The sequence below is a fragment of the Novosphingobium indicum genome (assembly GCF_014645195.1).
Lineage (GTDB): Bacteria > Pseudomonadota > Alphaproteobacteria > Sphingomonadales > Sphingomonadaceae > Novosphingobium > Novosphingobium indicum.
Genome location: NZ_BMLK01000008.1, coordinates 127,266 through 149,081, shown reverse-complemented (window position 1 = coordinate 149,081; position 21,816 = coordinate 127,266). Strand labels below are relative to the sequence as shown.

At 64.3% G+C, this 21,816-nt stretch carries 23 protein-coding genes and 3 tRNA genes; 13 read left to right on the top strand and 13 right to left on the bottom strand.

The annotated features are described in order from the left end of the window. The first annotated feature begins 89 nt into the window (after positions 1–89). On the top strand, positions 90–2,024 hold the full coding sequence (locus IEX64_RS10440; protein ID WP_188819602.1) for a putative bifunctional diguanylate cyclase/phosphodiesterase: 1,935 nt from the start codon (positions 90–92) through the stop codon (positions 2,022–2,024). Positions 2,025–2,035: 11 nt separating this feature from the next. Here IEX64_RS10440 and IEX64_RS10435 read toward each other — a convergent pair whose 3' ends face one another. Together IEX64_RS10435 and IEX64_RS10430 are read right to left on the bottom strand one after the other, a co-directional pair. Continuing rightward, positions 2,036–2,788: an energy transducer TonB family protein gene (locus tag IEX64_RS10435; RefSeq protein WP_188819676.1), complete on the bottom strand. Its 753-nt coding sequence runs from the start codon at positions 2,786–2,788 to the stop codon at positions 2,036–2,038. An 83-nt stretch (positions 2,789–2,871) separates the two neighbouring features. Then, positions 2,872–3,888 (bottom strand): polyprenyl synthetase family protein, encoded by a 1,017-nt coding sequence (locus IEX64_RS10430; RefSeq protein WP_188819601.1) that lies wholly within the window; start codon positions 3,886–3,888, stop codon positions 2,872–2,874. A gap of 109 nt (positions 3,889–3,997) precedes the next feature. Here IEX64_RS10430 and IEX64_RS10425 point away from each other — a divergent pair, with 109 nt between their 5' ends. Beyond that, positions 3,998–4,300: a chorismate mutase gene (locus IEX64_RS10425; RefSeq protein ID WP_188819600.1), complete on the top strand. Its 303-nt coding sequence runs from the start codon at positions 3,998–4,000 to the stop codon at positions 4,298–4,300. A 20-nt stretch (positions 4,301–4,320) separates the two neighbouring features. Here the strand turns inward: IEX64_RS10425 and IEX64_RS10420 are convergent, their stop codons facing one another. The 4 genes from IEX64_RS10420 to IEX64_RS10405 form a co-directional block, all read right to left on the bottom strand. Beyond that, positions 4,321–4,524: a hypothetical protein gene (locus IEX64_RS10420; RefSeq protein ID WP_188819599.1), complete on the bottom strand. Its 204-nt coding sequence runs from the start codon at positions 4,522–4,524 to the stop codon at positions 4,321–4,323. 84 nt (positions 4,525–4,608) lie between these two features. Further along, the gene (locus IEX64_RS10415) at positions 4,609–5,925 is read right to left on the bottom strand and encodes a sensor histidine kinase (RefSeq protein WP_229710193.1); all 1,317 of its coding nucleotides are present in this window, start codon (positions 5,923–5,925) and stop codon (positions 4,609–4,611) included. 109 nt (positions 5,926–6,034) lie between these two features. Beyond that, positions 6,035–6,712, bottom strand: a complete 678-nt coding sequence (locus IEX64_RS10410) for a response regulator transcription factor (protein WP_039284584.1) — start codon at positions 6,710–6,712, stop codon at positions 6,035–6,037. Positions 6,713–6,790: 78 nt separating this feature from the next. Continuing rightward, positions 6,791–7,099 carry a PepSY domain-containing protein gene (locus tag IEX64_RS10405; RefSeq protein WP_188819597.1) on the bottom strand — a complete coding sequence of 103 codons (309 nt, stop codon included), beginning with the start codon at positions 7,097–7,099 and terminating at the stop codon, positions 6,791–6,793. A gap of 134 nt (positions 7,100–7,233) precedes the next feature. On the opposite strand from IEX64_RS10405, the gene IEX64_RS10400 reads away from it, so the two are divergent. Then, on the top strand, positions 7,234–9,030 hold the full coding sequence (locus tag IEX64_RS10400; RefSeq protein WP_188819596.1) for an ABC-F family ATP-binding cassette domain-containing protein: 1,797 nt from the start codon (positions 7,234–7,236) through the stop codon (positions 9,028–9,030). A 286-nt stretch (positions 9,031–9,316) separates the two neighbouring features. Here IEX64_RS10400 and IEX64_RS10395 read toward each other — a convergent pair whose 3' ends face one another. Further along, positions 9,317–9,790, bottom strand: coding sequence for a DUF6456 domain-containing protein (locus IEX64_RS10395; RefSeq protein ID WP_188819595.1), 474 nt, complete (start codon positions 9,788–9,790; stop codon positions 9,317–9,319). An 88-nt stretch (positions 9,791–9,878) separates the two neighbouring features. Between IEX64_RS10395 and IEX64_RS10390 the strand changes: the two genes are divergently transcribed. Further along, entirely contained in the window at positions 9,879–10,451 is a 573-nt protein-coding gene (locus tag IEX64_RS10390) for a helix-turn-helix domain-containing protein (RefSeq protein WP_188819594.1), read from the top strand. 25 nt (positions 10,452–10,476) lie between these two features. After that, a complete protein-coding gene (locus IEX64_RS10385; RefSeq protein ID WP_188819593.1) occupies positions 10,477–11,700 on the top strand; it encodes a glycosyltransferase in 1,224 nt (407 codons plus the stop codon). A gap of 64 nt (positions 11,701–11,764) precedes the next feature. Here IEX64_RS10385 and IEX64_RS10380 read toward each other — a convergent pair whose 3' ends face one another. The 4 genes from IEX64_RS10380 to yajC form a co-directional block, all read right to left on the bottom strand. Next, positions 11,765–12,550, bottom strand: coding sequence for a hypothetical protein (locus IEX64_RS10380; RefSeq protein WP_188819592.1), 786 nt, complete (start codon positions 12,548–12,550; stop codon positions 11,765–11,767). Between the two features lie 56 nt (positions 12,551–12,606). Further along, positions 12,607–13,593: a protein translocase subunit SecF gene (gene secF / locus IEX64_RS10375; RefSeq protein WP_188819591.1), complete on the bottom strand. Its 987-nt coding sequence runs from the start codon at positions 13,591–13,593 to the stop codon at positions 12,607–12,609. 12 nt (positions 13,594–13,605) lie between these two features. Further along, entirely contained in the window at positions 13,606–15,219 is a 1,614-nt protein-coding gene (secD, locus tag IEX64_RS10370) for a protein translocase subunit SecD (protein ID WP_188819590.1), read from the bottom strand. 72 nt (positions 15,220–15,291) lie between these two features. Further along, entirely contained in the window at positions 15,292–15,627 is a 336-nt protein-coding gene (yajC, locus tag IEX64_RS10365) for a preprotein translocase subunit YajC (protein ID WP_188819589.1), read from the bottom strand. Between the two features lie 285 nt (positions 15,628–15,912). Here yajC and IEX64_RS10360 point away from each other — a divergent pair. The 4 genes from IEX64_RS10360 (at position 15,913) to aroQ (ending at position 17,490) form a co-directional block, all read left to right on the top strand. Beyond that, positions 15,913–15,989: transfer RNA gene (locus tag IEX64_RS10360), tRNA-Pro, on the top strand. A gap of 117 nt (positions 15,990–16,106) precedes the next feature. Beyond that, positions 16,107–16,520 carry a holin family protein gene (locus IEX64_RS10355; protein ID WP_188819588.1) on the top strand — a complete coding sequence of 138 codons (414 nt, stop codon included), beginning with the start codon at positions 16,107–16,109 and terminating at the stop codon, positions 16,518–16,520. A 98-nt stretch (positions 16,521–16,618) separates the two neighbouring features. After that, entirely contained in the window at positions 16,619–16,975 is a 357-nt protein-coding gene (locus tag IEX64_RS10350; RefSeq protein ID WP_188819587.1) for a hypothetical protein, read from the top strand. A gap of 77 nt (positions 16,976–17,052) precedes the next feature. After that, on the top strand, positions 17,053–17,490 hold the full coding sequence (aroQ, locus tag IEX64_RS10345) for a type II 3-dehydroquinate dehydratase (protein WP_188819586.1): 438 nt from the start codon (positions 17,053–17,055) through the stop codon (positions 17,488–17,490). Between the two features lies 1 nt (position 17,491). Here aroQ and IEX64_RS10340 read toward each other — a convergent pair whose 3' ends face one another. Together IEX64_RS10340 and IEX64_RS10335 are read right to left on the bottom strand one after the other, a co-directional pair. Then, on the bottom strand, positions 17,492–17,875 hold the full coding sequence (locus tag IEX64_RS10340) for a hypothetical protein (protein ID WP_229710186.1): 384 nt from the start codon (positions 17,873–17,875) through the stop codon (positions 17,492–17,494). A 5-nt stretch (positions 17,876–17,880) separates the two neighbouring features. After that, positions 17,881–18,348 (bottom strand): Lrp/AsnC family transcriptional regulator, encoded by a 468-nt coding sequence (locus IEX64_RS10335; RefSeq protein ID WP_188819585.1) that lies wholly within the window; start codon positions 18,346–18,348, stop codon positions 17,881–17,883. A gap of 253 nt (positions 18,349–18,601) precedes the next feature. On the opposite strand from IEX64_RS10335, the gene IEX64_RS10330 reads away from it, so the two are divergent. The 4 genes from IEX64_RS10330 (at position 18,602) to IEX64_RS10315 (ending at position 21,761) form a co-directional block, all read left to right on the top strand. Continuing rightward, a complete protein-coding gene (locus IEX64_RS10330; RefSeq protein WP_188819584.1) occupies positions 18,602–20,419 on the top strand; it encodes a sensor histidine kinase in 1,818 nt (605 codons plus the stop codon). A gap of 90 nt (positions 20,420–20,509) precedes the next feature. Next, positions 20,510–21,514: a polysaccharide deacetylase family protein gene (locus tag IEX64_RS10325; RefSeq protein WP_188819583.1), complete on the top strand. Its 1,005-nt coding sequence runs from the start codon at positions 20,510–20,512 to the stop codon at positions 21,512–21,514. A gap of 66 nt (positions 21,515–21,580) precedes the next feature. After that, positions 21,581–21,656, top strand: a tRNA-Ile gene (locus tag IEX64_RS10320). A gap of 28 nt (positions 21,657–21,684) precedes the next feature. Next, positions 21,685–21,761 (top strand) — tRNA-Pro (locus IEX64_RS10315). Positions 21,762–21,816: the final 55 nt, after the last annotated feature.

The following is a 21,816-nucleotide window of genomic DNA, read 5'->3' as shown; positions in this document are numbered from 1 at the left end:
CTGAAATCTGTCCACGTTTCCTAAAGACTTCCTTATTACTTGATAATGCACTTACCGCCGATCAAGCATAGAGCCCCAGCATTCATGCAATGAGTCCCGCCGGTCAACATCCCCTCCTAGTAGCGCAATATCTGCGACTGCGTGAGCATATCCCGGCCCTGTACGGGGTACTGTCGGTCAACGCCGCGATCCTTGCGTACACGCATCGGGGGCTGGCGCCGGGGCCGCTGGTACTCACCGTGCCGGCAATTCTCATCGCCATATGCATGATCAGGATGCTGGTGTGGATGCGCCCGATCACCGCTACGGACCTCGACCCGGCCCTCGTGAAGATGCGCATGGCGCGGGTCGTGGCGCTCGCCGTGGCCTTGTCCGTTGCCTACGTGAGTTGGGCGCTGATGCTCGATCGCTACGGAGGACCAGACGAGCACGGACATGTCGCGATCTTCGTGGCGGTGACCGTTCTGGGCTGCATCTTCTGCCTAACATTTCTGCCATTGGCGGCATTGCTCGTCGCTGTCGCCGTGCTGGGCACCTTTCTGGTCTACTGTTTCAGCGTAGGCTCGGAGGTGTCGATCGCTGGTGCCCTCAACATCACACTGGTTACCGCCGTCGTGGTCAAGATCCTGCGCGACTACTACGATTCCTTCGTCAGTCTCGAAGTATCGCAACGCGAACTGCAAATAGAACGGCGGCAGGCCCAGGCGCTGGGCGAGGAAAATGCACGGCTGGCCCAGACCGACGCCCTGACCGGGCTACCAAACCGCCGGTATTTCTTCGCGACGCTGGAAAACCTGCTCGAAAACGCCGGTCCGGACGAAGTGTTCACAGTGGGCCTCATCGACCTCGACCGGTTCAAGCCGATCAACGACACCCACGGGCACGCCCACGGGGATCGGCTGCTTCAGGTGATCGGCAGTCGGATCAAGGCGCAGTGCCCGGAAAGCGCAATCATTGCCCGGCTTGGTGGCGACGAATTCGGCATGATCGTCATGTCCGGCCCGGAAGAGACCGAGGGGATCACCCAGATCCTGTGCAAGGCCATTCACGAGCCGGTACGGATCGGCGACACGCTGGTTTCAGTGGGCTGTTCTGCCGGCCTGGCCGTTTATCCCGAAACCGCGAGACAGGCAGACCTGCTGTTCGACCGGGCCGATTTCGCCCTCTATCATGCAAAGCGGAACAAGCGCGGCCAGTCGGTCCGCTTCTCGGAAAACCTTGAAAAGCTCATCCGCTCGGAGCAGGCCATCGATGCAGCGATCCAGACGGCGGATCTCTCAAACGAGGTATCGCTGGTCTATCAACCGATCGTCGCGACCGACGACCTATCGCCAATCGCCGTGGAGTGCCTAGCCCGCTGGACGTCACCCACGCTCGGAGCAGTATCGCCCGAGCAACTGATTGCTTCTGCCGAGCGCGTCGGCCGCGCCCGCGAAGTCACGCTCCTCCTTTTCGATACCGCATTGGCCGCGCTTGCGCAGCTACCGCCTTCGTTGCGCATGACCTTCAACCTGTCCGGCTATAATCTGTGCGATGCGGAGACGATCACGGCGCTCCTGAAACGCATGACGGATGCCGGGTGCGATCCCTCCAGGCTGATGTTTGAAATCACCGAAACATCGCTCATCACCGACCTCAGAATGGCCGACCGCGCCCTGCGCCGGCTGCGCGAAACCGGCGCGTGCATCGCTCTGGACGATTTCGGCACAGGCTATTCGAGCCTCTCCTCGCTCCATCGCCTGCCTCTGGACATGGTGAAGATCGACCGCAGCTTTGCCGCACGGCTCGACGAGTCCTCCGGCCGCCGCCTCATCACCGCGATCCGCAACCTCGCGCGCGCCCTGTCTCTCGAGTGCGTGATTGAAGGGATCGAGACGGAAAACCAGCTGATCAGTGCCCGGCTTGCCGGTTTCACGCTGGTTCAGGGGTTCTTCATCGATCGCCCGATGCCGCTATCCGATCTGCTCGAGCGCTTCAGCGACCTTCCAGGACAGGAAAGCACCCGTCAGACTGCCGCCGAGTAAGCATTGGCGGGTCAGCCAGTCGCCCTGGCCGTACCGTAATCGATACGAATGCGCACCCAGGCCCCGAGTTGCGGCTTGCCATTGATTCGCGGCGGCACCACCTGAAACTGCCATGCAGCATCCAGCACGGCCCGCCCAAAGCCGGAGCCGCGCGGGGATTCGCCAAGAATCTGGCAGTTGTCGACGCGATAGTGTTCGAGCGTCTGGCAAGCGATCATGCCCCATCCCTCACGCGGCGCGCTGGCAGGCAGATAACCGCCCAACTGTGCGTTGGTCGGCTCGCGATACCAGTCGGCATTGTAGAGGATGGCTCCGCCCGGCCCTTCGCCGGGACCATAAGTAGCTCCGGTACTGGCGGTATCACCGCCGCCGGGCTTCGTCATGTTGCCGATGTCGGCTGCTGCCATGTCTGCCCGCGATAGCTTCAGAAAAGTGAAGGCCGGCTTTTCCCGCGTAACGGGCGTCTCGACGGGTGGAACCGGCGTTTTCACCTCTGCCCGTTCGGGCTTCGGCTCATCCCGTTCCTGCCTTTCCGGCTCCTTCTTCTTCTCCTGCCCTTTCTGGCCGGCATCGGACTGGTCGCCGGCGACGTCGAAAGTGACAGGGTTCTTCTGCGTCTTGAGCTTCGGCGCGACCTGGGTCTGGTAGATGGCCAGCAGCAGCCCGAGCACGATGATGCTGGCAGACAGCACCGTCGAGACCAGACGCTGGCGGGGCGAACCGGGTTGATAGCCCGTTGCCGCCCGATCGGATTCAGAACGCATCACGCGGTGAAATTTGTAAGCCTGAGTTGCACTGCAATTACGCCGATGTTGCAGCTTCCGCCATCAGAAAACCGCGAGTTGCCTCAGTAACGCCGCGCGACAACGAATTCCACAGCCTCAGACATCGCCGCGCGCGCTTCGGCCGATGGGAACCCGGCGATGGCATCGATCGCGCGCTGGGCATAAAGCCGGGCGCGCTCGCGGGTCGCCTCGACGCAGCCGTGGCGATTGATCAACTCCACCGCGTAGGCAAGATCCTCGTCTTCGGTACGGAAACCGGCGATGGCATCCTCCCAGAACTTGCGCTCTTCGGCATCGCCGCGCGCATAGGCAAGGATCACCGGCAAGGTCATCTTGCCCTCGCGGAAGTCGTCGCCCTTGTCCTTGCCCGACTCGGCGGCTTCGGAATCGTAGTCGATGGCATCGTCGACAAGCTGGAAGGCAATGCCGAGGTTGCGGCCATAGGTATCGAGCGCCTGCTCCTCGGCCTCGCTCTTTTCGGCCACGATGGCGGCAATCCTGGTAGCAGCGGCAAAGAGGGCTGCCGTCTTGGAGCCGATGATCTGCAGGTAGTGCTCTTCGCTCGTCTCGATCTTGCGCTGGGCGGTCAGCTGATCGACCTCGCCTTCGGCAATGACCGAGCTGGCTTTCGAAAGGATCTTGAGAACCTTGAGGCTGCCGTCCTCGACCATGAGTTCGAAAGCGCGGGTAAACAGGAAGTCGCCGACGAGAACCGTGGCCGGGTTGCCATAGACGATGTTGGCGGCTGCCTTGCCGCGGCGCAGGTCCGATCCGTCCACCACGTCGTCATGCAGCAGCGTCGCCGTGTGAATAAATTCCACCGCGGCGGCGAGCTTGTGATGGCGGGTGCCCTGGTAGCCGCACAGTTCCGCGGCTGCCACCGTCAGCATCGGGCGCATGCGCTTGCCGCCTCCCGAGATCAGGTGCCCCGCCAGTGCCGGAATGAGCGGAATCTCGCTCTGCATCCGATCCAGAATCACGGAATTGACGCTGTTCATGCCCGGGGCGGTAAGCGCCAGCATGGGAGCAAGGGAGGGCTGCTGCCTGCGCGGGCGCAGGGGTACGACATCTGCACTCATCGTCGGGCGCATTGGGGGCTGCGCGCGATTAACGCAAGTGCAAACACCACCAGATGTACAAACTGTCCGACTGGCAGAGCCCCGAAACCCGTGCTAGCGCAGCCGCACGATGACCCAGGACACAACCGCTCCCGACCCCGTTCTCGCCGGTTTCCGCGCGAGCATCGACAACATCGACGCTGCTCTGATCCACATTCTGGCCGAGCGCTTCCGCATCACCAAGGCGGTGGGTGCCTACAAGGCTGAGCATGCGCTTCCCGCCTCCGATCCGTCCCGCGAGGAACGCCAGATCGCCCGCCTTCGCAAGCTGGCCGAAGACGCCAACCTCGATCCCGATTTCGGAGAAAAGTTCATCCGTTTCGTGATCGACGAGGTGATCCGCCACCACGAAAAGGCAAAGGGCGAAGCCTGACGGGCTCCGCCCGAAGCTGGTTAGTCCTCGACGACATCCTGCAGCTTCGCCATCAGGTTCTGAATGCGCGTGGCGGCTTCGGTGAAGGTCTGCACGTCGGCCCGGTTGCCGTTGCCGCGCGCTTCCTTGGCCGATTCGACATAGCCCTCCATGTCGACCTCGAGCGCATCGACCAGCATTTCGATCTCGTCGGAGGTCAATGAGAGGTTGATGGTCTTGTTCATGGATGCTCCTTGAAAATCACAGATGCGCACATGAGGACGCGACCGCCCGGCTGCAACCCGTAATGTGCAGCTTGTCCACGGCCCTCAGGCCACCGCGCGGGGCAGCTTGAGCTTGACCAGCAGACCGCCAAGGTCCTCGCTTTCGTCCAGTTCTACCGTACCGCCATAGATTTCGACGACATCGCGCACAATGGCAAGGCCAAGGCCGGTGCCGGGCTTCTCGGTATCCAGCCGCGCGCCGCGATCAAAAATCCGCGTCCGCTCCGCTTGCGGGATTCCCTTGCCATCGTCCTCGATCCAGATTTCGCAGTAGCGCGAATTCCTGACCACATCGACGGTGACGAAGACGCTGCCTCCACCGTACTTGGCCGCATTCTCAATGAGGTTGCCGAGGATCTCCTCGAGATCCTGCTTTTCGATCGCCACGCTGACATCGTGGTTGCCGTCCAGATCGAAGCGGGCCTCCTCGTACAACCGCTCGACGGCGCGCAGCACCGCCTCCAGGCTCGGCCAGACCTCGGCGCGGGACATCCCTGCTGCGCGGCGTCCGACGGCCCTTGCCCGGGCCAGATGGTGATCCACCTGCCGCCGCATCACCGCTGCCTCGCGAATGACGGTGTCCGAAAGGTCCGGCGCCCGCGCGGTCGCGGCATTCATCAGCACCGTCAGCGGTGTCTTCAGCGCATGGGCGAGATTGCCCGCGTGCCGGCGCGCTTCCTCGGCCTGCCGCTCGTTGTGCGCCAGCAGGGCGTTGAGTTCGTCGACCAGCGGCTCGACTTCCTGCGGAAGCGGTTCGGTCACCCGTCCTGCCCCCGTGGTTCGCAGCTTCTGGATCGCGCGGCGCACATGGCGTAGCGGATAGAGGCCGTACCAGGTCTGCAGCCCGGCCATCAGCATCAGCCCGACCGCGAGCGCCACGAAGCTGTAGACGAGGATCGAGCGGATCATCTTGATCTGTTCGTCGAGATCCTTGCGACTTGCGGCCACCGTGAACATCCAGCGGGTATCGCTGCCCGGCAGGATGATCGAGCGCTCCATGATACGCAGCGGCTCGCCGGCGAACTGATCGCTGTCGTAAACGTGCGGCTTGGCATCGAAATGGTCTTCGGGAACATCGAGGCTGCGGTCCCACAAGGAGCGCGAGGGGAAATCCTCATGCCCCTTGCCGCGGATCTGCCAGTAGAGACCGGAATTGGGCTCGAGGAAGCGCTGGTCTCCCAGCGGCCGGATGAAAAACACCTCGCCATCCGGGCCGATCTCGGCAGAGCCGATCATCCCGGTCAGCATGTAGCCGAGCTGTTCGTCGAAATTGCGGGTAATCAGGCCGGTCAGCGTATGGTCGAGGGCAAGGCCGCCGACGAGCAGCAGGATGGAAATCCACCCCGCGGCCACCAGCATCATGCGCCGGGCAAGCGAACCTGTATGGGGCGTGCGCGCAACCTCCTGGCCGCCCGCTGCTTCCGAGGCCACCGCCACTGCGGCGGCACCCTCGGCCGGAGCGACCGGGGACTCAGCGACGCGGGGCGTCGGCGGGATCGTCGAGGCTGTAGCCAAGGCCACGGATCGTCGTGATGACATCGGCACCCAGCTTCTTGCGGATGCGCGTGACGAAGACCTCGATCGTGTTCGAATCGCGGTCGAAGTCCTGATCGTAGATGTGCTCGATCAGTTCGGTGCGGCTGACCACCTTGCCCTTGTGGTGCATCAGGTAGGACAGCAGCTTGTATTCCTGTGCGGTCAGCTTCACCGGCTCGCCGGCCAGCGTGACGCGGCCCGAGCGGGTGTCCAGCCTCACATCGCCGGCGGTCAGCTCGCTGGAAGTATTGCCAGAGGCGCGGCGGATCAACGCGCGCAGGCGGGCGATCAGTTCCTCGGTCTGGAACGGCTTGGCGAGATAGTCGTCGGCCCCGGCATCGAGACCGGCCACCTTGTCGGACCAGCTATCGCGGGCGGTGAGAACCAGAACCGGGAAGTTCCGGCCTTCCTTGCGCCACATGCCCAGAACCGTCAGCCCGTCGATCTCCGGCAGGCCGAGGTCGAGCACGACAGCGTCATAGTCTTCGGTCGAGCCCAGGAAGTGGCCGTCCTCGCCATCGGCGGACAGGTCGACGGCATAGCCGTTCTGCTCAAGCGTGGTCTTGAGCTGGTTGCCAAGAGTGGGTTCATCCTCGACGATCAGGATGCGCAATTCAGGTCTCCCTTCGTGAACCCGCCCGAGATGGGCCCAAAGCCGGGCAGCGTCAAGCGACGCCCCCCACACGCGAAGTCATCGTGACTGTCCGATAATGCGCCCGGTACGGGCATCGACATCGACGAAATAGACCTTGCCGTCCTGTATGAACTTCAAGCGGTAAGCCATTGCTGCCGGGTCGTAATCGGGGCCGAGGTACTGCTTTCCGGACATGCGCGGCAGCACGATCTTCTCGATCTGGCGAATCGACAGGATATTGCCCGCCTTGCGTTCCTTGCGCGCTTCGCCCTGCTCGCCGCTCTCGGCATGGGCGGGATGCGGGAGCGAAGCGACACCGAGTGCAAGGAGCGACAACGCGGAGAGAGGGGCAAGAAGCATCTTCATGGTGACTTGGGTGCCTAAGCTACTGGCATTGAACAAGCCCTGAATGTGTCCGGATAGCCGCACGGGCTTTCAGGTGTTGCCGAATTCCCACTCCCGCTTGCCAGCTCCATGCCACGCCCTGTAGGGCGCGGCCCATGGCAATAGCACCAATCCTCAGCTGGGAGGGCCTCGGCCTCATCCAGGGTTCCGGCTGGCTCTTCAAGGACCTGGACATCAACATCGGTCCGCGCGACCGGCTGGCCCTGATCGGCCGCAACGGCGCGGGCAAGTCCACGCTGCTGAGGCTGATCGCCGGCGATGTCGAGGCCGATCAGGGCAACCGTTCGATCCAGCCCGGGACCCGGGTGGTCACGCTGGAGCAGGACCCGTTCTTCAAGGGACACGAGACCCTGCTGGATTTCGCGATCCACGGGCCCGATGCACCGCAGCAGCACGAGGTGGAGGCCATTGCCGACCAGCTCGGCATCGATCTGTCTCGCGAGGCCGCCAGTGCCTCGGGCGGCGAACGCCGCCGCGCCGCGCTGTGCCGCGCGCTGGCTTCCGATCCCGATTTGCTCCTCCTCGACGAGCCGACCAACCACCTCGACCTTGTCGCCATCGACTGGCTGGAAAGCTGGCTGCAGCGCTATACCGGCGCCTTCGTGGTCATCAGCCACGACCGCACGTTTCTCACCCGCCTGACCAGGGCGACCCTCTGGCTCGACCGCGGATCGCTGCGCCGTAAGGAAGTGGGCTTCGGCGGGTTCGAGGCCTGGGAAGAGGAAGTCCAGAAGGAAGAGACGCGCGCCGCCGAAAAGCTCGATGCCAAGCTCAAGATCGAGGCGCACTGGCTGGAGCGCGGCGTCACGGCGCGGCGCAAGCGCAATCAGGGCCGTCTTGCCAAGCTGTGGGAAATGCGCGCCGAACGCGCCGCCATGCTCAGCCCCACCGGGACGGCCAAGCTCGCCGTCTCCGGAGACGGCAGCAAGACCAAGTCGGTGATCGTCGCCGAGCATGTGACCAAGCGCTTCGGCGAAGGCGAGAACCAGCGCACGATCTTCAAGGACTTCAACCTGCGCATCCAGCGCGGCGACCGGATCGGCATCGTCGGCGCCAACGGCGCGGGCAAGTCCACCCTGCTCAAGGTGCTGATCGGCGAGATGGAGCCCGACGAAGGCACGATCACGCTCGCCAATACGCTGACCACCATCGTCATCGACCAGCAGCGCAGCTTCCTCAAGCCCGACATGCAGCTTCGCGACGTGATCGCCGAAGGCAGCGATTGGGTCGATGTGCGCGGCGTGCGCAAGCATGTGCAGGGTTACCTCAAGGACTTCCTGTTCGATCCAGGCCTGATCGACGCCAAGGTCGGCACGCTTTCGGGCGGCGAGCGTTCGCGCCTGCTGCTGGCCCGCGAATTCGCGCGGCCCTCCAACCTGCTGGTGCTCGACGAGCCGACCAATGACCTCGACCTCGAAACGCTCGACCTGCTGCAGGAAGTGATCTCCGACTACGACGGCACCGTACTGATCGTCAGCCACGACCGCGACTTCCTCGACCGCACGGTGAACCTGACGCTGGGCCTCGATGGCTCGGGCCAGATCGACATCATCGCCGGCGGCTATGCCGATTGGGAAGCCAAGCGCAAGCAGCGCACCGTCTCCGCCAAGGCCAAGGCGAAAGCCGAGGGCTCTGCGCCGCCCCCTCCCCCGCCGCCGAAGAAGACCAAGCTCTCCTACAAGGATCAGCGCGACTACGACCTGCTACCGGGCCGGATCGAGGAGCTGGAAGCGGCTATAGTCCGCGACGAGGAGGCCCTGGCCGACCCCGATCTCTACACCCGCGATCCGGACACGTTCGCAAGGCTGACCGCTGCCATCGAAAAGGCCCGGTCCGAGAAGGAAGCGGCCGAAGAGCGCTGGCTGGAACTGGCGGAACAGGTCGAGGGCTGACCCTTCGACAGGCTCAGGGTGAGCGGAGTGCGCATGATGCCCCGCTCATCCTGAGCCTGTCGAAGGATGCGCAAGGTGACACCCGGTTGACACGGTTTACAGTGTCCAGGGGAAGAAGTGTCATCTTGGCCTGCATGTGTAACCTTGTGGGTTGAAGTGTCACTTTGCACGGCACCCCAACCCCACCGTTCGTGTCGAGCGAAGTCGAGACACGTCAGGTCCGCGCTACCGTGTCTCGACTTCGCTCGACACGAACGGAAAGGGCCACTTGGCAACATGTCTCCCCCTACCCCGGTAGCCGGTAGAATGCGGCCACCCGGTCCAGCGCCAGCCCCAGCACCAGCTTTCCGCTGCGCACCGGCCAACCCAGCGCCTTCTCGGCCACAGGCACCCCCTCCCCGGCGCAAGCCACACGCCAGAGGATGTCCGAGAGGCCCGGCCCCGCTTTGGCAATCGCGCCATCGAACCGCGCCTTGGCGGCCACTTGCCGCTCGGCCGGCGACAGATCGGCATCCCGTCCGCCCGAGACCCGCACCGGATCCCAGCGCATAGTGACACGCGGGGCAAGCGCCGCGCGCTCCCAGTCGGCGCGCAACTGCTCCCCCGCCGCCAGTTGCCGATCGGTAAGGTGGCCACGCGCATGCAGCCACGTGAGCGGGGATTCTGCGACATTCACCGTCGCGCTGCGCCGACCCTTTCGCGGCCTACACCGCGCCGGGCCCTCGCTGGTCAGTTCGCGTTCGACGAGTTCTCGCTTCATGGCTGGCTCCTGAAAGTGAAGGCCAAACTTGCCAGACCGGCCCATTTGTAGGAAAGCTGGAAACCATATCGGTTAAGGGGCATGCACGATGATCAACCGCATCCGCGACATCCGCCGCCAGAAAGGCCTCACGCTGGCCGACGTCGCGGCAACCTGCGATCCCCCCACGACGGCGCAGACGATCGGACGGCTCGAAACCGGTATGCGCAATCTGTCGCTGACGTGGATGAACCGCATTGCCGCCGCGCTGAAAGTAGAGCCCGAAGTGCTGCTACGCAGCGAGGACAGCGAGCCGCCCCGGATCGTCGCGGTGCTCGGCGAACAGGGCGCCGAAGCGGCGCGCCATCAGGTCGAACCGATTCTGCCCAATGCGCTTTCCGCCGACACCCCCTGGCTGGTACTGGTGGTGGAAGCCTCCTGCGGCGAATACCGCAGTGGTGATCAGGTCTGGCTGCGGCAACACGAGCCCGCAGAATCGAGCAAGCTGATGAACCGCGACGTGCTTGCACCGCGCCCGGGAGGCCGCTTTTCCTTCGGCCGGTTGATCGATCTCGACAAGGACCGCGTCGCGCTTCTGCCTCCTTCCAGCGGGCAGCGGCAAGTGGTGGTGGAACATCCTGCATGGCTGGCCGTTGCCGAAATGCTTGTCAGAAAGCTGTAAGGCGCGTTAGCAACGGCACCAACCCATGCGGATCCTTTCGATTTCCACGCTCTTCCCGAATCCGGTGAAGCCTTCGTTCGGCGTTTTCGTCGGCAATCAGATGCGTGCCGTCGTGGCGCGCGATGATGTCGACCTGACGATGATCAGCCCCATCGGAATGCCGCCCTGGCCGCTGTCGATGCGGTCGAACTACGCCCGGCTGAAGAACGTGCCCGAAATGAGCGATGCCGTGGGGCTCAAGGTTCACTACCCGCGCTTCACGCTCATCCCCAAGATCGGCGGCGATTCGAACCCCGGCCGTATTGCCGATGCGGTGCTGCCGCTCGCGCGAAAACTGCACGCGGAAAAGCCGTTCGATCTGATCGACGCGCAGTTCTTCTTTCCCGACGGGCCGGCAGCCGCGAAGGTTGCGCGCGACTTGAACCTGCCGCTGACCATCAAGTCGCGCGGGGCGGATATCCACTTCTGGGGGAAACGCCCCAGTGCCCTAGCGCAGATGAAGGAGGCGGCAAGTCAGGCCGCCGGTCTGCTCGCCGTCAGCCTTGCCCTGCGCGAAGACATGATCGCGCTCGGCATGCCCGCCGAGCGCATCGGCGTGCACTACACCGGACTCGACCGCGAAAAATTCCACCCGGTGGAACGCGGCGCAGCCCGCGCGCTCGTGTCGGCCATGCCCAACCTCGGCATCTGGTCAGAGGGCCCGCTGCTGGTCACACCCGGCGCGCTGATACCCCGCAAGGGCCAGCGGCTGGTGATCGAGGCGCTCAAGCTGGTCCCCGAGGCCCGGCTCGCTTTCGCTGGTGCAGGCGACGATGAAGCGGCGCTGAAAGCGATGGCCAAGCGCCTCGGCGTTGCGGACCGCGTCCACTTCCTCGGTCTGGTCGACCACGAGGTCCTACCGCACCTGCTCTGCGCTGCCGATGTGCTGGTGCTGCCCTCTGCCAGTGAAGGGCTCGCCAATGTGTGGGTGGAAGGCCTTGCCTGCGGCACCCCCATCGTCATTCCCGACATCGGCGGCGCCCGCGAAATCGTGAAGGACGACAGCGCCGGACGCATCGTCCCGCGCACCCCCGAAGGTATTGCGGCCGCCGTACGCGAATTGCTCGCGAACCCGCCGAGCCAGGAGGATGTCGCCGAAAACGCCAGCCGGTTCAGCTGGGGTCTCAATGCCAGCAATATCGTGCACTTCTGGCGCGATGTGCTCGAAGGCAAGCCCATCGCCGGTAACCAAGAACTGATGCAGGCCTAGACCCTTTTTCCGTCAGTCCATTCCGTTCGTGGAGTTTAGGTTCACATGAACCGGATGGACGGACCTAAGCCAAGGGCTCGAGATATTCCGGCCTTGGCAGAATCTCGCGCCAGATTCCCGTCTCGCTCATGGACGGCCCCTCGACAAAGCGGATGTCGCCCGGCCGGTGCGCGCGAAAGTTGACGAAGGAGAGGCCTTCGGGCCCCGGCGTAAAGCTGTAGAGGGTATCCGCGGCAATCGCGAGCGCCGTACCCGGGCCGACCAGCTTGCCGCCCAGCCGCATAGACCCATCCAGCACGACGATGATCTCGTCCTCGCTATGCGAATGGACACCCTTGGCGGCTTCTTCCGGGGTCGGCGGCTCGGCACCGCTGAAATGGTTCTCGTGCAGCCACACTTCGCAGCTCGGGCAATCCGAGTCGGCGTGGATGGCGCCGCCAGTGTCGCTCTGCTCGCTCATGCGCTTGCAGGCTGGGACGCGCGACCGGGGCAGCAGGTGGACATGACCGCCCTCGCCCCGCCCCGCGCGGGTTCCGGCGAAAGCCAGAACGACAGCGCCGTCAAACCCGGCCTGAACAGTCTCGTTGGCGCCGCGTTCGACGATGACGCTCGATCCGATGGGCAGCGAACACCCGCCCGCGCCGATGCCGCCGCTCACGACGTAAAGTACCGTATCGGCCTCGCGCGGGCCGATCGCCACGCGCTCGCCGGGCTCCAGTTCGAAACGGTGCAGTTCCAGCGGAAAGCGGTCCGCCGTGACGGCGGCGAAGACCTTGCCCTGCCCGCGCATTCCCGCCGGCATGGATGCTTCCGCCGCCTTCTCCGGCTCGACCACCAGAACCTTTGCCATCGTCCCTCTCCTTCATCCCGCTCGCTGGTCGGCGGCGGGCGAGGAGCGGAACCGGGTTACGGCTTCGCGCTGCGCTCCCGCGCCAGCCTTTCCTGACGGTCCACCGCCGATTCGGTGGGCACGAAGCTGCTTCCGCTCACGCCCAGCCAGATCAGGATAGGGGCCGCCATGTAGATCGAGCTGTAAGTACCCACGAAGATGCCCAGCACGATGGCCGCGGTCAATCCGAACAGGCTTTCCGGCCCAAAGACCAGCAGCGGGATCAGCGCCACCAGCAGCGTCGCCGACGTCATCACCGTACGCGCCAGCGTCTCGTTCACCGACATGTCGAGCAGCTCGGGCAGCGGCATCTTGCGGTATTTCTTCAGGTCCTCGCGGATACGGTCGTAGACGACAATCGTATCGTTCAGCGAGTAGCCGATGATCGCGAGAATGGCGGCGATGATCTGCAGGCTGAATTCGAGCTGGAGCAGCGCGAACATGCCCAGCGTCAGCGACACGTCGTGGAACAGCGCGAAGAGCGCACCCACGCCGAACTGCCATTCGAAGCGCACCCAGATGTAGATCGAGATCGCCAGCATCGCCGCGCCCAGTGCATAGAGCGCGGTCTGGCGGAATTCGCCCGAGACCTTGCCCGACACGGTACTGACGCTTTCGATGCGCACATCCGGATTGTTGTCGCGGATCGCGCCAATCACCTGCTTGGAGATTGCCTCGGCCGCGCCGGGGTTACCCTCGGCGCTTTCCGGCAGCTTGGTGCGGATCGAGACCTCGTTGGGCGCGCCGAAACGCTGGATCACCGGATCGCCGTAACCGAGTTTACCCACCTGATCGCGCAGCGCCGCGACGGGCGCTTCGGTCTGCTTGGTGAAAGTCGCCTCGATTTCCTGACCGCCGGCGAAGTCGACGCCGTAGTTCAGGCCCTTGGTGAGGATCAGGCCCCAGCTCGCGGCAATCAGGATGATGCTGACCACGTAGAACGGCACCCGCCAGCGCAGGAACTTGATGTTCGTGTCGTCGGGGACAAGCTTGAGAAGACGCATGATCGCAGTCCCTTAAACGTTCAGTTCGGTCGGCCGCGCCTTGCGCAGCCAGTTGGCGACCCACATGCGCGTCAGCATCACGCCGGTGAAGACCGAGGTGAACAGGCCGATGATGAGAACCACGGCGAAACCGCGCACCGGACCCGAGCCGAAGGCAAACAGCAGGACGCCCGCGATGAAGTTGGTGATGTTGGCGTCGTAGATGGCGCGGCTGGCTTCCTTGTAGCCGTTCTCGACCGCCGCGATCACACGCCGCCCCTTCTTTCGCTCCTCGCGCATGCGCTCGTAGATCAGCACGTTGGCGTCCACCGCAGCGCCGATGGTCAGCACGAAACCGGCGATACCGGGGAGCGTCAGGGTCGTGCCCATGACCGCCATAATGCCGAGGATCATCAGGACGTTGAAGACGAGCGCGATGGTCGCGTAGACCCCGAAACGCCCGTACGTGAGCATCATCAACAAGACGACGAGCAGCGAGCCGATCCCCATGGCGATCAGGCCCTTGCGGATCGAGTCGGCACCGAGGTCAGGTCCGACAGTGCGTTCCTCGACAACGGTCAGGTCTACCGGAAGCGCGCCCGACCGCAGCGAAATGGCGAGCTGCGTGGCCGACTGCACCGAAAAGCTGCCGGAGATCTGAGCGCTGCCGCCCAGGATCGGCTCATTGATGCTGGGCGCCGAAAGCACCTTGCCGTCGAGAATGATGGCAAAGCGCTTGTTGACGTTCTCGCTGGTCAGCTTGGCGAACTTGGCGCCGCCGGTCTGGTCGAAGGTGATCGAAACGACAGGCGAGTTGTTCTGCTGATCGAAGGACTGCTTGGCGTTGGTGAGCTGATCGCCCTTGATGCCGCCCAGACGCTTCACCGCGATCACGGGAACACCGCCGGCACCGGGCGAGCTGGGATCGGCCCAGGGGACAATCTCGTCACCCGGAGGTGCGATGCCTTGTGCCACGTCGCTCGGCGTCGCGCTTTCGTCGACGAGCTTGAATTCGAGCTTGGCGGTCTGGCCCAGCAGGCTCTTGAGCGCCTGCGGATCGTCGAGGCCGGGAACCTGCACGACGATGCGGTTCTCGCCCTGGCGGATGATCGTCGGCTCGCGCGTGCCCAGCGCGTCGATACGCTTGCGCACGACTTCAATGGCCGAGTCCATGGCATTGGAAACCGCCTGATCGAGACCTTCACGGGTCGGCGTCAGCACGAAACGGCTGCCGTCCTCGACGCGGATGTCCCAGTCGCGCTGGCCGGTGAGGCCCGCGCCGGTCGTCAGCGGCAGGATCTCGTCGCGCGCGGCATCGACCTGCGAGGGGTCCTTGAGCATGAAAGAGAGACGGCCGTTGGCACTGGAAATGTCGCCGATGCGGATACGCGGTTCGGCCAGCCTCAGCCGACCACGAACCGACTCTTCCATGTTTTCCAGACGCTGCTGCTCGACCTGGCTTTCATCGGCCTCGAGCAGGATGTGGCTACCGCCGGCCAGGTCGAGGCCGAGGTTGATCTCCGGATCGGGCAGGAACCTGGGCCAGGGAAAATTGGCGACGTTGAACAGGGAAGGCAGCGCGGCGGCGGCGATGACCAGTGTCAGCCCCCAGAACCAGACCTTCTTCCAGGTGGGAAATTCGAGCATTGCCTGTGGCTTCTCTCCATTCGGGGCCCCTTACATGGGACGGCCCCGGAAAATCCGCGAATTCGCGAGACCTCAGTCGTTCGCGGGCTTCGCACCGCCCGGCGGAATCACATCGACGATGGTCGACTTCAAGGCCTTGACCTTGACGCCCTGCGCCAGTTCGATCTCGGCGTAGTTGTCATCGACCTTGAGCACCTTGCCGACGAACCCGCCGCCGGTGAGCACCTCGTCGCCCTTCTTCATCTCAGCGAGCTTCGCCTTGTGTTCTTTCTGCTGCTTCATCTGCGGACGCAGGATGAGGAACCAGAAGATCACCGCCATCGCGACGAACGGCATGTACTGAATCCAGGCCGGGGGCGCGCCGGTCGGGCCGGCGGCGGCAAGCTGGTTGAGGATCGAGGTGTTCATTGAACTGAGGGGCCTTCTCGTGTGCGACCGGGTACCGGCTTGCCTGGCGACTCACACGCGGCATCCGATATGCCGCACATCTCGCCGGGAATCCGTGCACCCGACCTTTCCGGATGCGGGCGACTAGCAACAAAGCGCGGCACTGGCAACGCGCGGCCAGCCGGTGCCCCTTGGCGACATCTGCCTTAACCGCACCTGTGCGGGGCGCGACAAGACGAAGATCAAAACTCTTTTCGGGAGCGCTTGCCTAAGCGCGACGAGGTGCCTATAGGCCGCGGCTCCGGTCGGGACGTAGCGCAGCCTGGTAGCGCATCACACTGGGGGTGTGGGGGTCGGAGGTTCGAATCCTCTCGTCCCGACCAAATTTCTCCGAACAGCACGAAACACCCCGGCGCTCCTGCACGAGAGCCGCCGTTTTCCTACATCGACCGATATGGTTATCTGGGAACGAGTCATCACCTCACGCGGGAGACTCGTCCATGCCGCTGCTCGATTCGATACTCGGCCCCGTCACGCATATCATCGACAAGGTCATTCCCGATCCCGAAGCCCGGGACCGGGCGAAGCTGGAACTGCTCAAGCTGGGCGGCTCGCAGGAACTCCAGAAGCTGGAAGCGAGCCTCTCCGCGATCGTTGCCGAGGCGGGTTCGCCCGATCCCTGGACCAGCCGCGCGCGGCCAAGCTTTCTCTATGTCATGTATGCCATGATCCTCTGGGCGCTGCCGATGGGCCTGATCGGCGCCTTCAGTCCGGCCACGGCACGCGCCATCGCCTCGGGCATGACGGACTATCTCGCGGGCATCCCCGAGCCGCTCTATGCCCTCTTCGGCACCGGCTACCTCGGCTATTCGGCGATGCGGCAGTGGGGCAAGACCAAGGGATCGGACCGCTGACGAAGCGTCGCGCGAGCGCGGCACTAAGAAAACGATAAGCCTTTTCGATTAACCAGACCGCCTGAACTCTCGTGTTTTTGGCAATTCAGGTACGTCCGGTGTTTGGTAAAGTCGCGCGCATCGCCCTTCTCTTGAGCCCTGCCCTTGCGCTGGGCGCATGCGATTCCTCGCGCGAGGAGGAGCTTGCCAAGCAACTGGCAGAGGCCAAGGCCACGGCGGCCGAGCAGGCCGCCGCGCGCAAGGCGGCCGAACATGATGCCGCCGCGCTGCGGGCCAAGGCGCGCGATGCCGCACTCGCCGATTTCTATGCCGGCGAGAGCGGCCCCGACGAGGAACCGCCCGAGGCGCCCGAAGAAGCCCCCGCAGCAAACAGCGGCTCCGCCTCGCTTCCCGACGGCCCGCCCGCCCCGTTCGCGGATGCCCCCATCGCCGGTCTGCCCGCCGCCGGGGGCTGACCGCGACGCTTGCGCGCGGCGGCACGACAGCTAAAGGTCGTGCCCATCGTCAAAGCGGGTCCGGGATCCAAGCAATTATGGCAAGCAAGCTGGTCTATGTCCTCAACGGACCGAACCTCAATCGGCTCGGCAAGCGCGAGCCGGGAATCTACGGCTCGCAGACGCTGGAAGACATCGCCGCCCTGCTCGTCGAACGCGGGCAGGCGCTCGATTGCGACATCGAGATGCGCCAGACCAACCACGAAGGCCACCTCGTCGACTGGCTGCACGAGGCCGACGACGAAGGCGCGCACGCCGTGCTGCTCAACGCCGGCGCCTATACCCACACGTCCGTCGCCGTGCTCGACGCGATCCGCGCGATTTCGGTGCCGGTGATCGAAGTCCACCTGTCGAACCCGCACACGCGCGAAGCTTTCCGCCATGTATCCTGGGTCGGTCAGGCCGCGAAAGGTACCATCGCCGGCTTCGGCGCGCAGAGCTACCTGCTGGCGCTGGAGGCCGCTGCGGGGCTTTGATCTAGGCCCGCCAAACGGGAAACACGGCATTGCCCGTGCTTCGCATCGCATCCGTGAAATGATCTTTATCGAATCCGGGCAGCGCCATGATCCAATCGATCACTGCCTGCTCGCCGCTTGCGCCCTGAGGCCAGACAATCTCCAGCCGGTCATCCTCTCCGAAAAGCAGCCACCAGACATCGCTGCCCCAAGGGCCGCTGTCATTTGTCTCGATAGCGATGCCGCGAAGAGCATTCTTTTGCATGCGCTTTTTAGATCCGTCCCTATCGCGCAGTTCTATGGAACTGGCGGTGCAGGAAATTTCCCATTCGCATTCGGGCTGGAGCACGGGGGGCGAGGCTTTTGCTGCTGGCCGCTTGAAAATCCGGCGCAGGAGAGCCCGCAAGGGAATCACCCCTCCAGCGGTACGCCTGGCACACACTTGGACGTGCGGATCGTCAGCGACGTCTTCACGCTGTCCACATTGGGCGCAGGCGTCAGCTTGCTGGTCAGGAATTCCTGGAAGCTCTGGAGATCGCGGCTGACGATCTTGAGGATGAAGTCGATCTCGCCGTTGAGCATGTGGCACTCGCGCACTTCGGGCAGCGTCTTCATGTGATCCTCGAACGCGCGCAGCGATTCCTCGGCCTGGCTCTTGAGGCTGACGAGCGCGAACACGGTGATCGTGAAGCCCAGCTTGGACGCATCGAGATCGGCGTGATAACCCTGAATGATGCCTGCTTCTTCGAGACTGCGCACGCGCCGCAGGCACGGCGGCGCGGTCAGTCCGACACGCTGGGCGAGTTCCACGTTGGTGATCCGTCCTTCGGCCTGGAGTTCGGCGAGCAAGCGACGGTCAATTTCGTCGAGATTGATCATTCAAATTCCCCTGCAGGCCTCTCCCTGTCCCTTCGATGCAACATCCACATCGAAAACACCGCCAGCCTGTAATATTATTGTTCCATAGCGTAATCGTCCCGCTTTGCAACGCCCTCAAAGTGAACGCTTTCGATCATCCACCACTTTGGTAGGAGAAAACCTTCCCCGCTTTCCCGTGTTGGGTAAAAGGCGGGGTTCACCTGCTGCCGCGAGCCCATCATCGAGGGCTCGCGGGGCCGCGCCTGGAGTATCGATGCACTTCGACGATCGCCTGGAAACGGTACTGCGCCTACCCGATTCCGGCGACGGGCTGGCCCGTATCCAGTACCGGCAGCTGATCGACATCATCGGACGCCTGCCCGCGCATGTCTCGTCCGATGCCCTCGATGCCGGATTCGCGCAGCTCCATACGCTGGCGAAGCGCATTCCGGCTGCCGAACGCGCCCGTTTTCTGCGCCAGCCGCTGCAGCCGATCACCAATGTGCGCCTGCTCCACACGCTCGCGCAGGACGAACCCGAAGTCGCCTCGGCGGCGGTGTGCTCGGCCCGGCTCGACGATGCGCACTGGCTGCAGCTGATACCCGCCCTCCCCGTGCGGGCTCGCGGCTTCCTGCGTCATCGCCGCGATCTCTCGCCCCCTGTGGAAGCGCTGCTCGAACGGTTGGGCGTGCACGACCGTGGCTTGCCTCCGGCAAGCCTTGCCGTGCCGGAAAGCCCGGTAGTCGCAACCGGCGTCGACGACACGAACGAAGAGTACATCTCGGACGACGTGCTCGAACTGCTCGACATAGCCGACGATCCGCCCGAACCCACCTCGCTCAGTGAATGGGCCCGCACCAAGGCCGTCCGCGACAGGCAGCCTTTTTCCGCCGCCGCGCCGGTATCGCGCGCCTCCGACGAGGCCGGCATCGGCGCCATCGTCCGGCGCATCGAGGAGTTTCGCAAGGCGCGCGAAGCCCGCTCGTTGCCGCAGGCAGCCAATGAAGATCCCCGCCTGCCGCTTGGTGATACGAAGTCGGCCGCCGAGCGTCGGGCGAAGACCATCGACTTCACGACCGATCCCGAGGGCCGGATTCGCTGGGCGGACGGGCCGCATGCACCGGCGGTCTTCGGTCTCAGTATCGCGGCGAACGACGATGATCCCGGCGACATGCCCGGTCCCGGTTCCGCCGTGCGCAAACGGCTGCCGCTCGAAGGCGCCCGGCTTCAGGTCAACGGCGCGCCTGCCGTCAGCGGCGAATGGCAGGTCGATGCTGTGCCGCGCTTCGATCCTGCAGGCCAGTTCACCGGCTATTGCGGCCGCATGCGGCGCCCCGTAGTGCTCGCTTCCGTGGAGGCCGCTGCGGCAACCCGGCGCGAAGCCGACCGGATGCGCGAAATTCTGCACGAGCTGCGCACGCCCGCCAATGCGATCCAGGTCGCCGCCGAGATCATCCAGCAGCAGCTCTACGGCCCTGCCCCGCACGAATACCGCGCCCTCGCCGCGGCCATTGCCAGTGACTGCGCCCACATCCTTGCCGGGTTCGAGGAACTCGACCGTCTCGTGAAGCTGGAAACCGGCGCACAGCAGATCGAGTCGGGCAGCTGCGATCTCGTTCAGGTCCTGACGCGTACGGTCGACCAGTTGCGCTCCTGGACCGAACCCCGGCACTCCGGCTTCACCATCGACCCTGCGCAAGTCGCGGCCACGCTCCCTGTCGGCATCGATCCGACCGAGGCCGATCGGCTGATCTGGCGGCTGTTCGCCGCGCTGGCCGGCGCTACCGCACCCGACGAGGCCTTGCCGCTGACATGGAAGCGCGAAGGCGATGCCCTCACGGTCGATGTCACCTTGCCGGCCGCCCTGGCCGAGCGCGAGGACGGCCAACTTTTCGGCACGCCTGCGGGCGGGCGCGGGCAGTCGCTTTCAGCCGGGATGTTCGGGATCGGCTTCAGCCTGCGTCTCGCCGCTGCCGAGGCCGCAGCTGCCGGTGGATCGCTGCAAAGACAGGATAATTCTCTGCACCTGTCCCTCCCCTGCTTGACCCTCGCAGATGCAGGCAATAGCTCTTCAGAACACCATTCGCATTAAGGCACAGGCGCGCAAGCTTTCCTGACAGCAGCCCGCGCGCCGTCAGTTTCAACAGTGCCGATCATCCGTAGCGGAACAAGGGGACGTTCTTTGCCAGGGCCCAATCTTCTGGAACCACCCGGCAAGGATGCCAGGGCCTCCTTCAAGGAGGGCTTTGGCCAGCGCTTCATCGTCACCGTCGACACCGAGGAAGAGTTCGACTGGGACGCCCCGCTCAACCGGGAAAAGCATAGCGTCGTCACTGTGCCCGCCCTGCGCAAGTTCCAGCAGTTCTGCGAAGGCTTCGGCGTTGCGCCGACTTATCTTATCGACTATCCCGTCGCCTGCTCCAGCTTCGCGCCCGAAGCCATCGGAGACGCGGTCCGCAGCGGCCGGGCGGATGTGGGCGTGCAGCTTCATCCCTGGGTCTCCCCTCCCTTCGAGGAGGAGGTCAGCGAGTTCAACAGCTACGCCGGCAATCTGCCCTTCGAACTGGAGCGCGCCAAGTTCCGCACCCTTCGCGACAAGATCGAAACGGCCTTTGGCGCCGCGCCGCTGATCTACCGCGCCGGCCGCTACGGGCTCGGCCCGCGCACCGCGGAAATCCTGCGCGAGTGCGGCCTTGCCATCGACACCTCGGTCCGCGCGCATTTCGACTATAGCGGCAAGGGCGGCCCCAATTACCGCGAACATCCGCTGCACCCCTATTGGATCGACCCCGAGCACACGCTGCTCGAACTGCCGCTCACCACCGTCTACTGGGGGCCGCTGCGGCAAATGGGCAATGTCATCTATCCGCACTTGTGGCGCGCGCCCCAGATGCGTGGTGTGCTCGCCCGCACGGGTCTGCTCGAGCGTATTCCCCTCACTCCGGAAGGCGTGAAGGCCGAAGAAGCACTGCGCGGCGTCGACATCGCCATCGACGAAGGCCTGCCGGTGCTGGTGTTCTCGTTCCACAGCCCCTCGCTGGCACCGGGGCACACACCCTATGTCCGAAACGACGAGGATCTGGATGCGCTCTACGACTGGTGGCGCACGCTTTTCGGCCATCTCGAACAGCGCGGTGTAAAACCGACCAGTGTTCGGGAAATCATGTCGTCCGTGACGCTTGCCTGATCGCGCACATCCCGCTAACGCGCGTCGGCCCGGTCGGCTCGTGTACCGCCGGGCGCACGGCGGTTGGGGCCTGTAGCTCAGCGGTTAGAGCTGGCCGCTCATAACGGCTAGGTCGCGGGTTCGAATCCTGCCGGGCCCACCACCACCGTGGACATACACGCCCGAAGGGTCGGGGAGTGGCGCAGTCCGGTAGCGCGCCTGCTTTGGGAGCAGGATGTCGCAGGTTCGAATCCTGTCTCCCCGACCATTCTTTCAATCACTTAGCGTCTCCGTACTTCTGGCGGTTTACACGCGGTTTACGC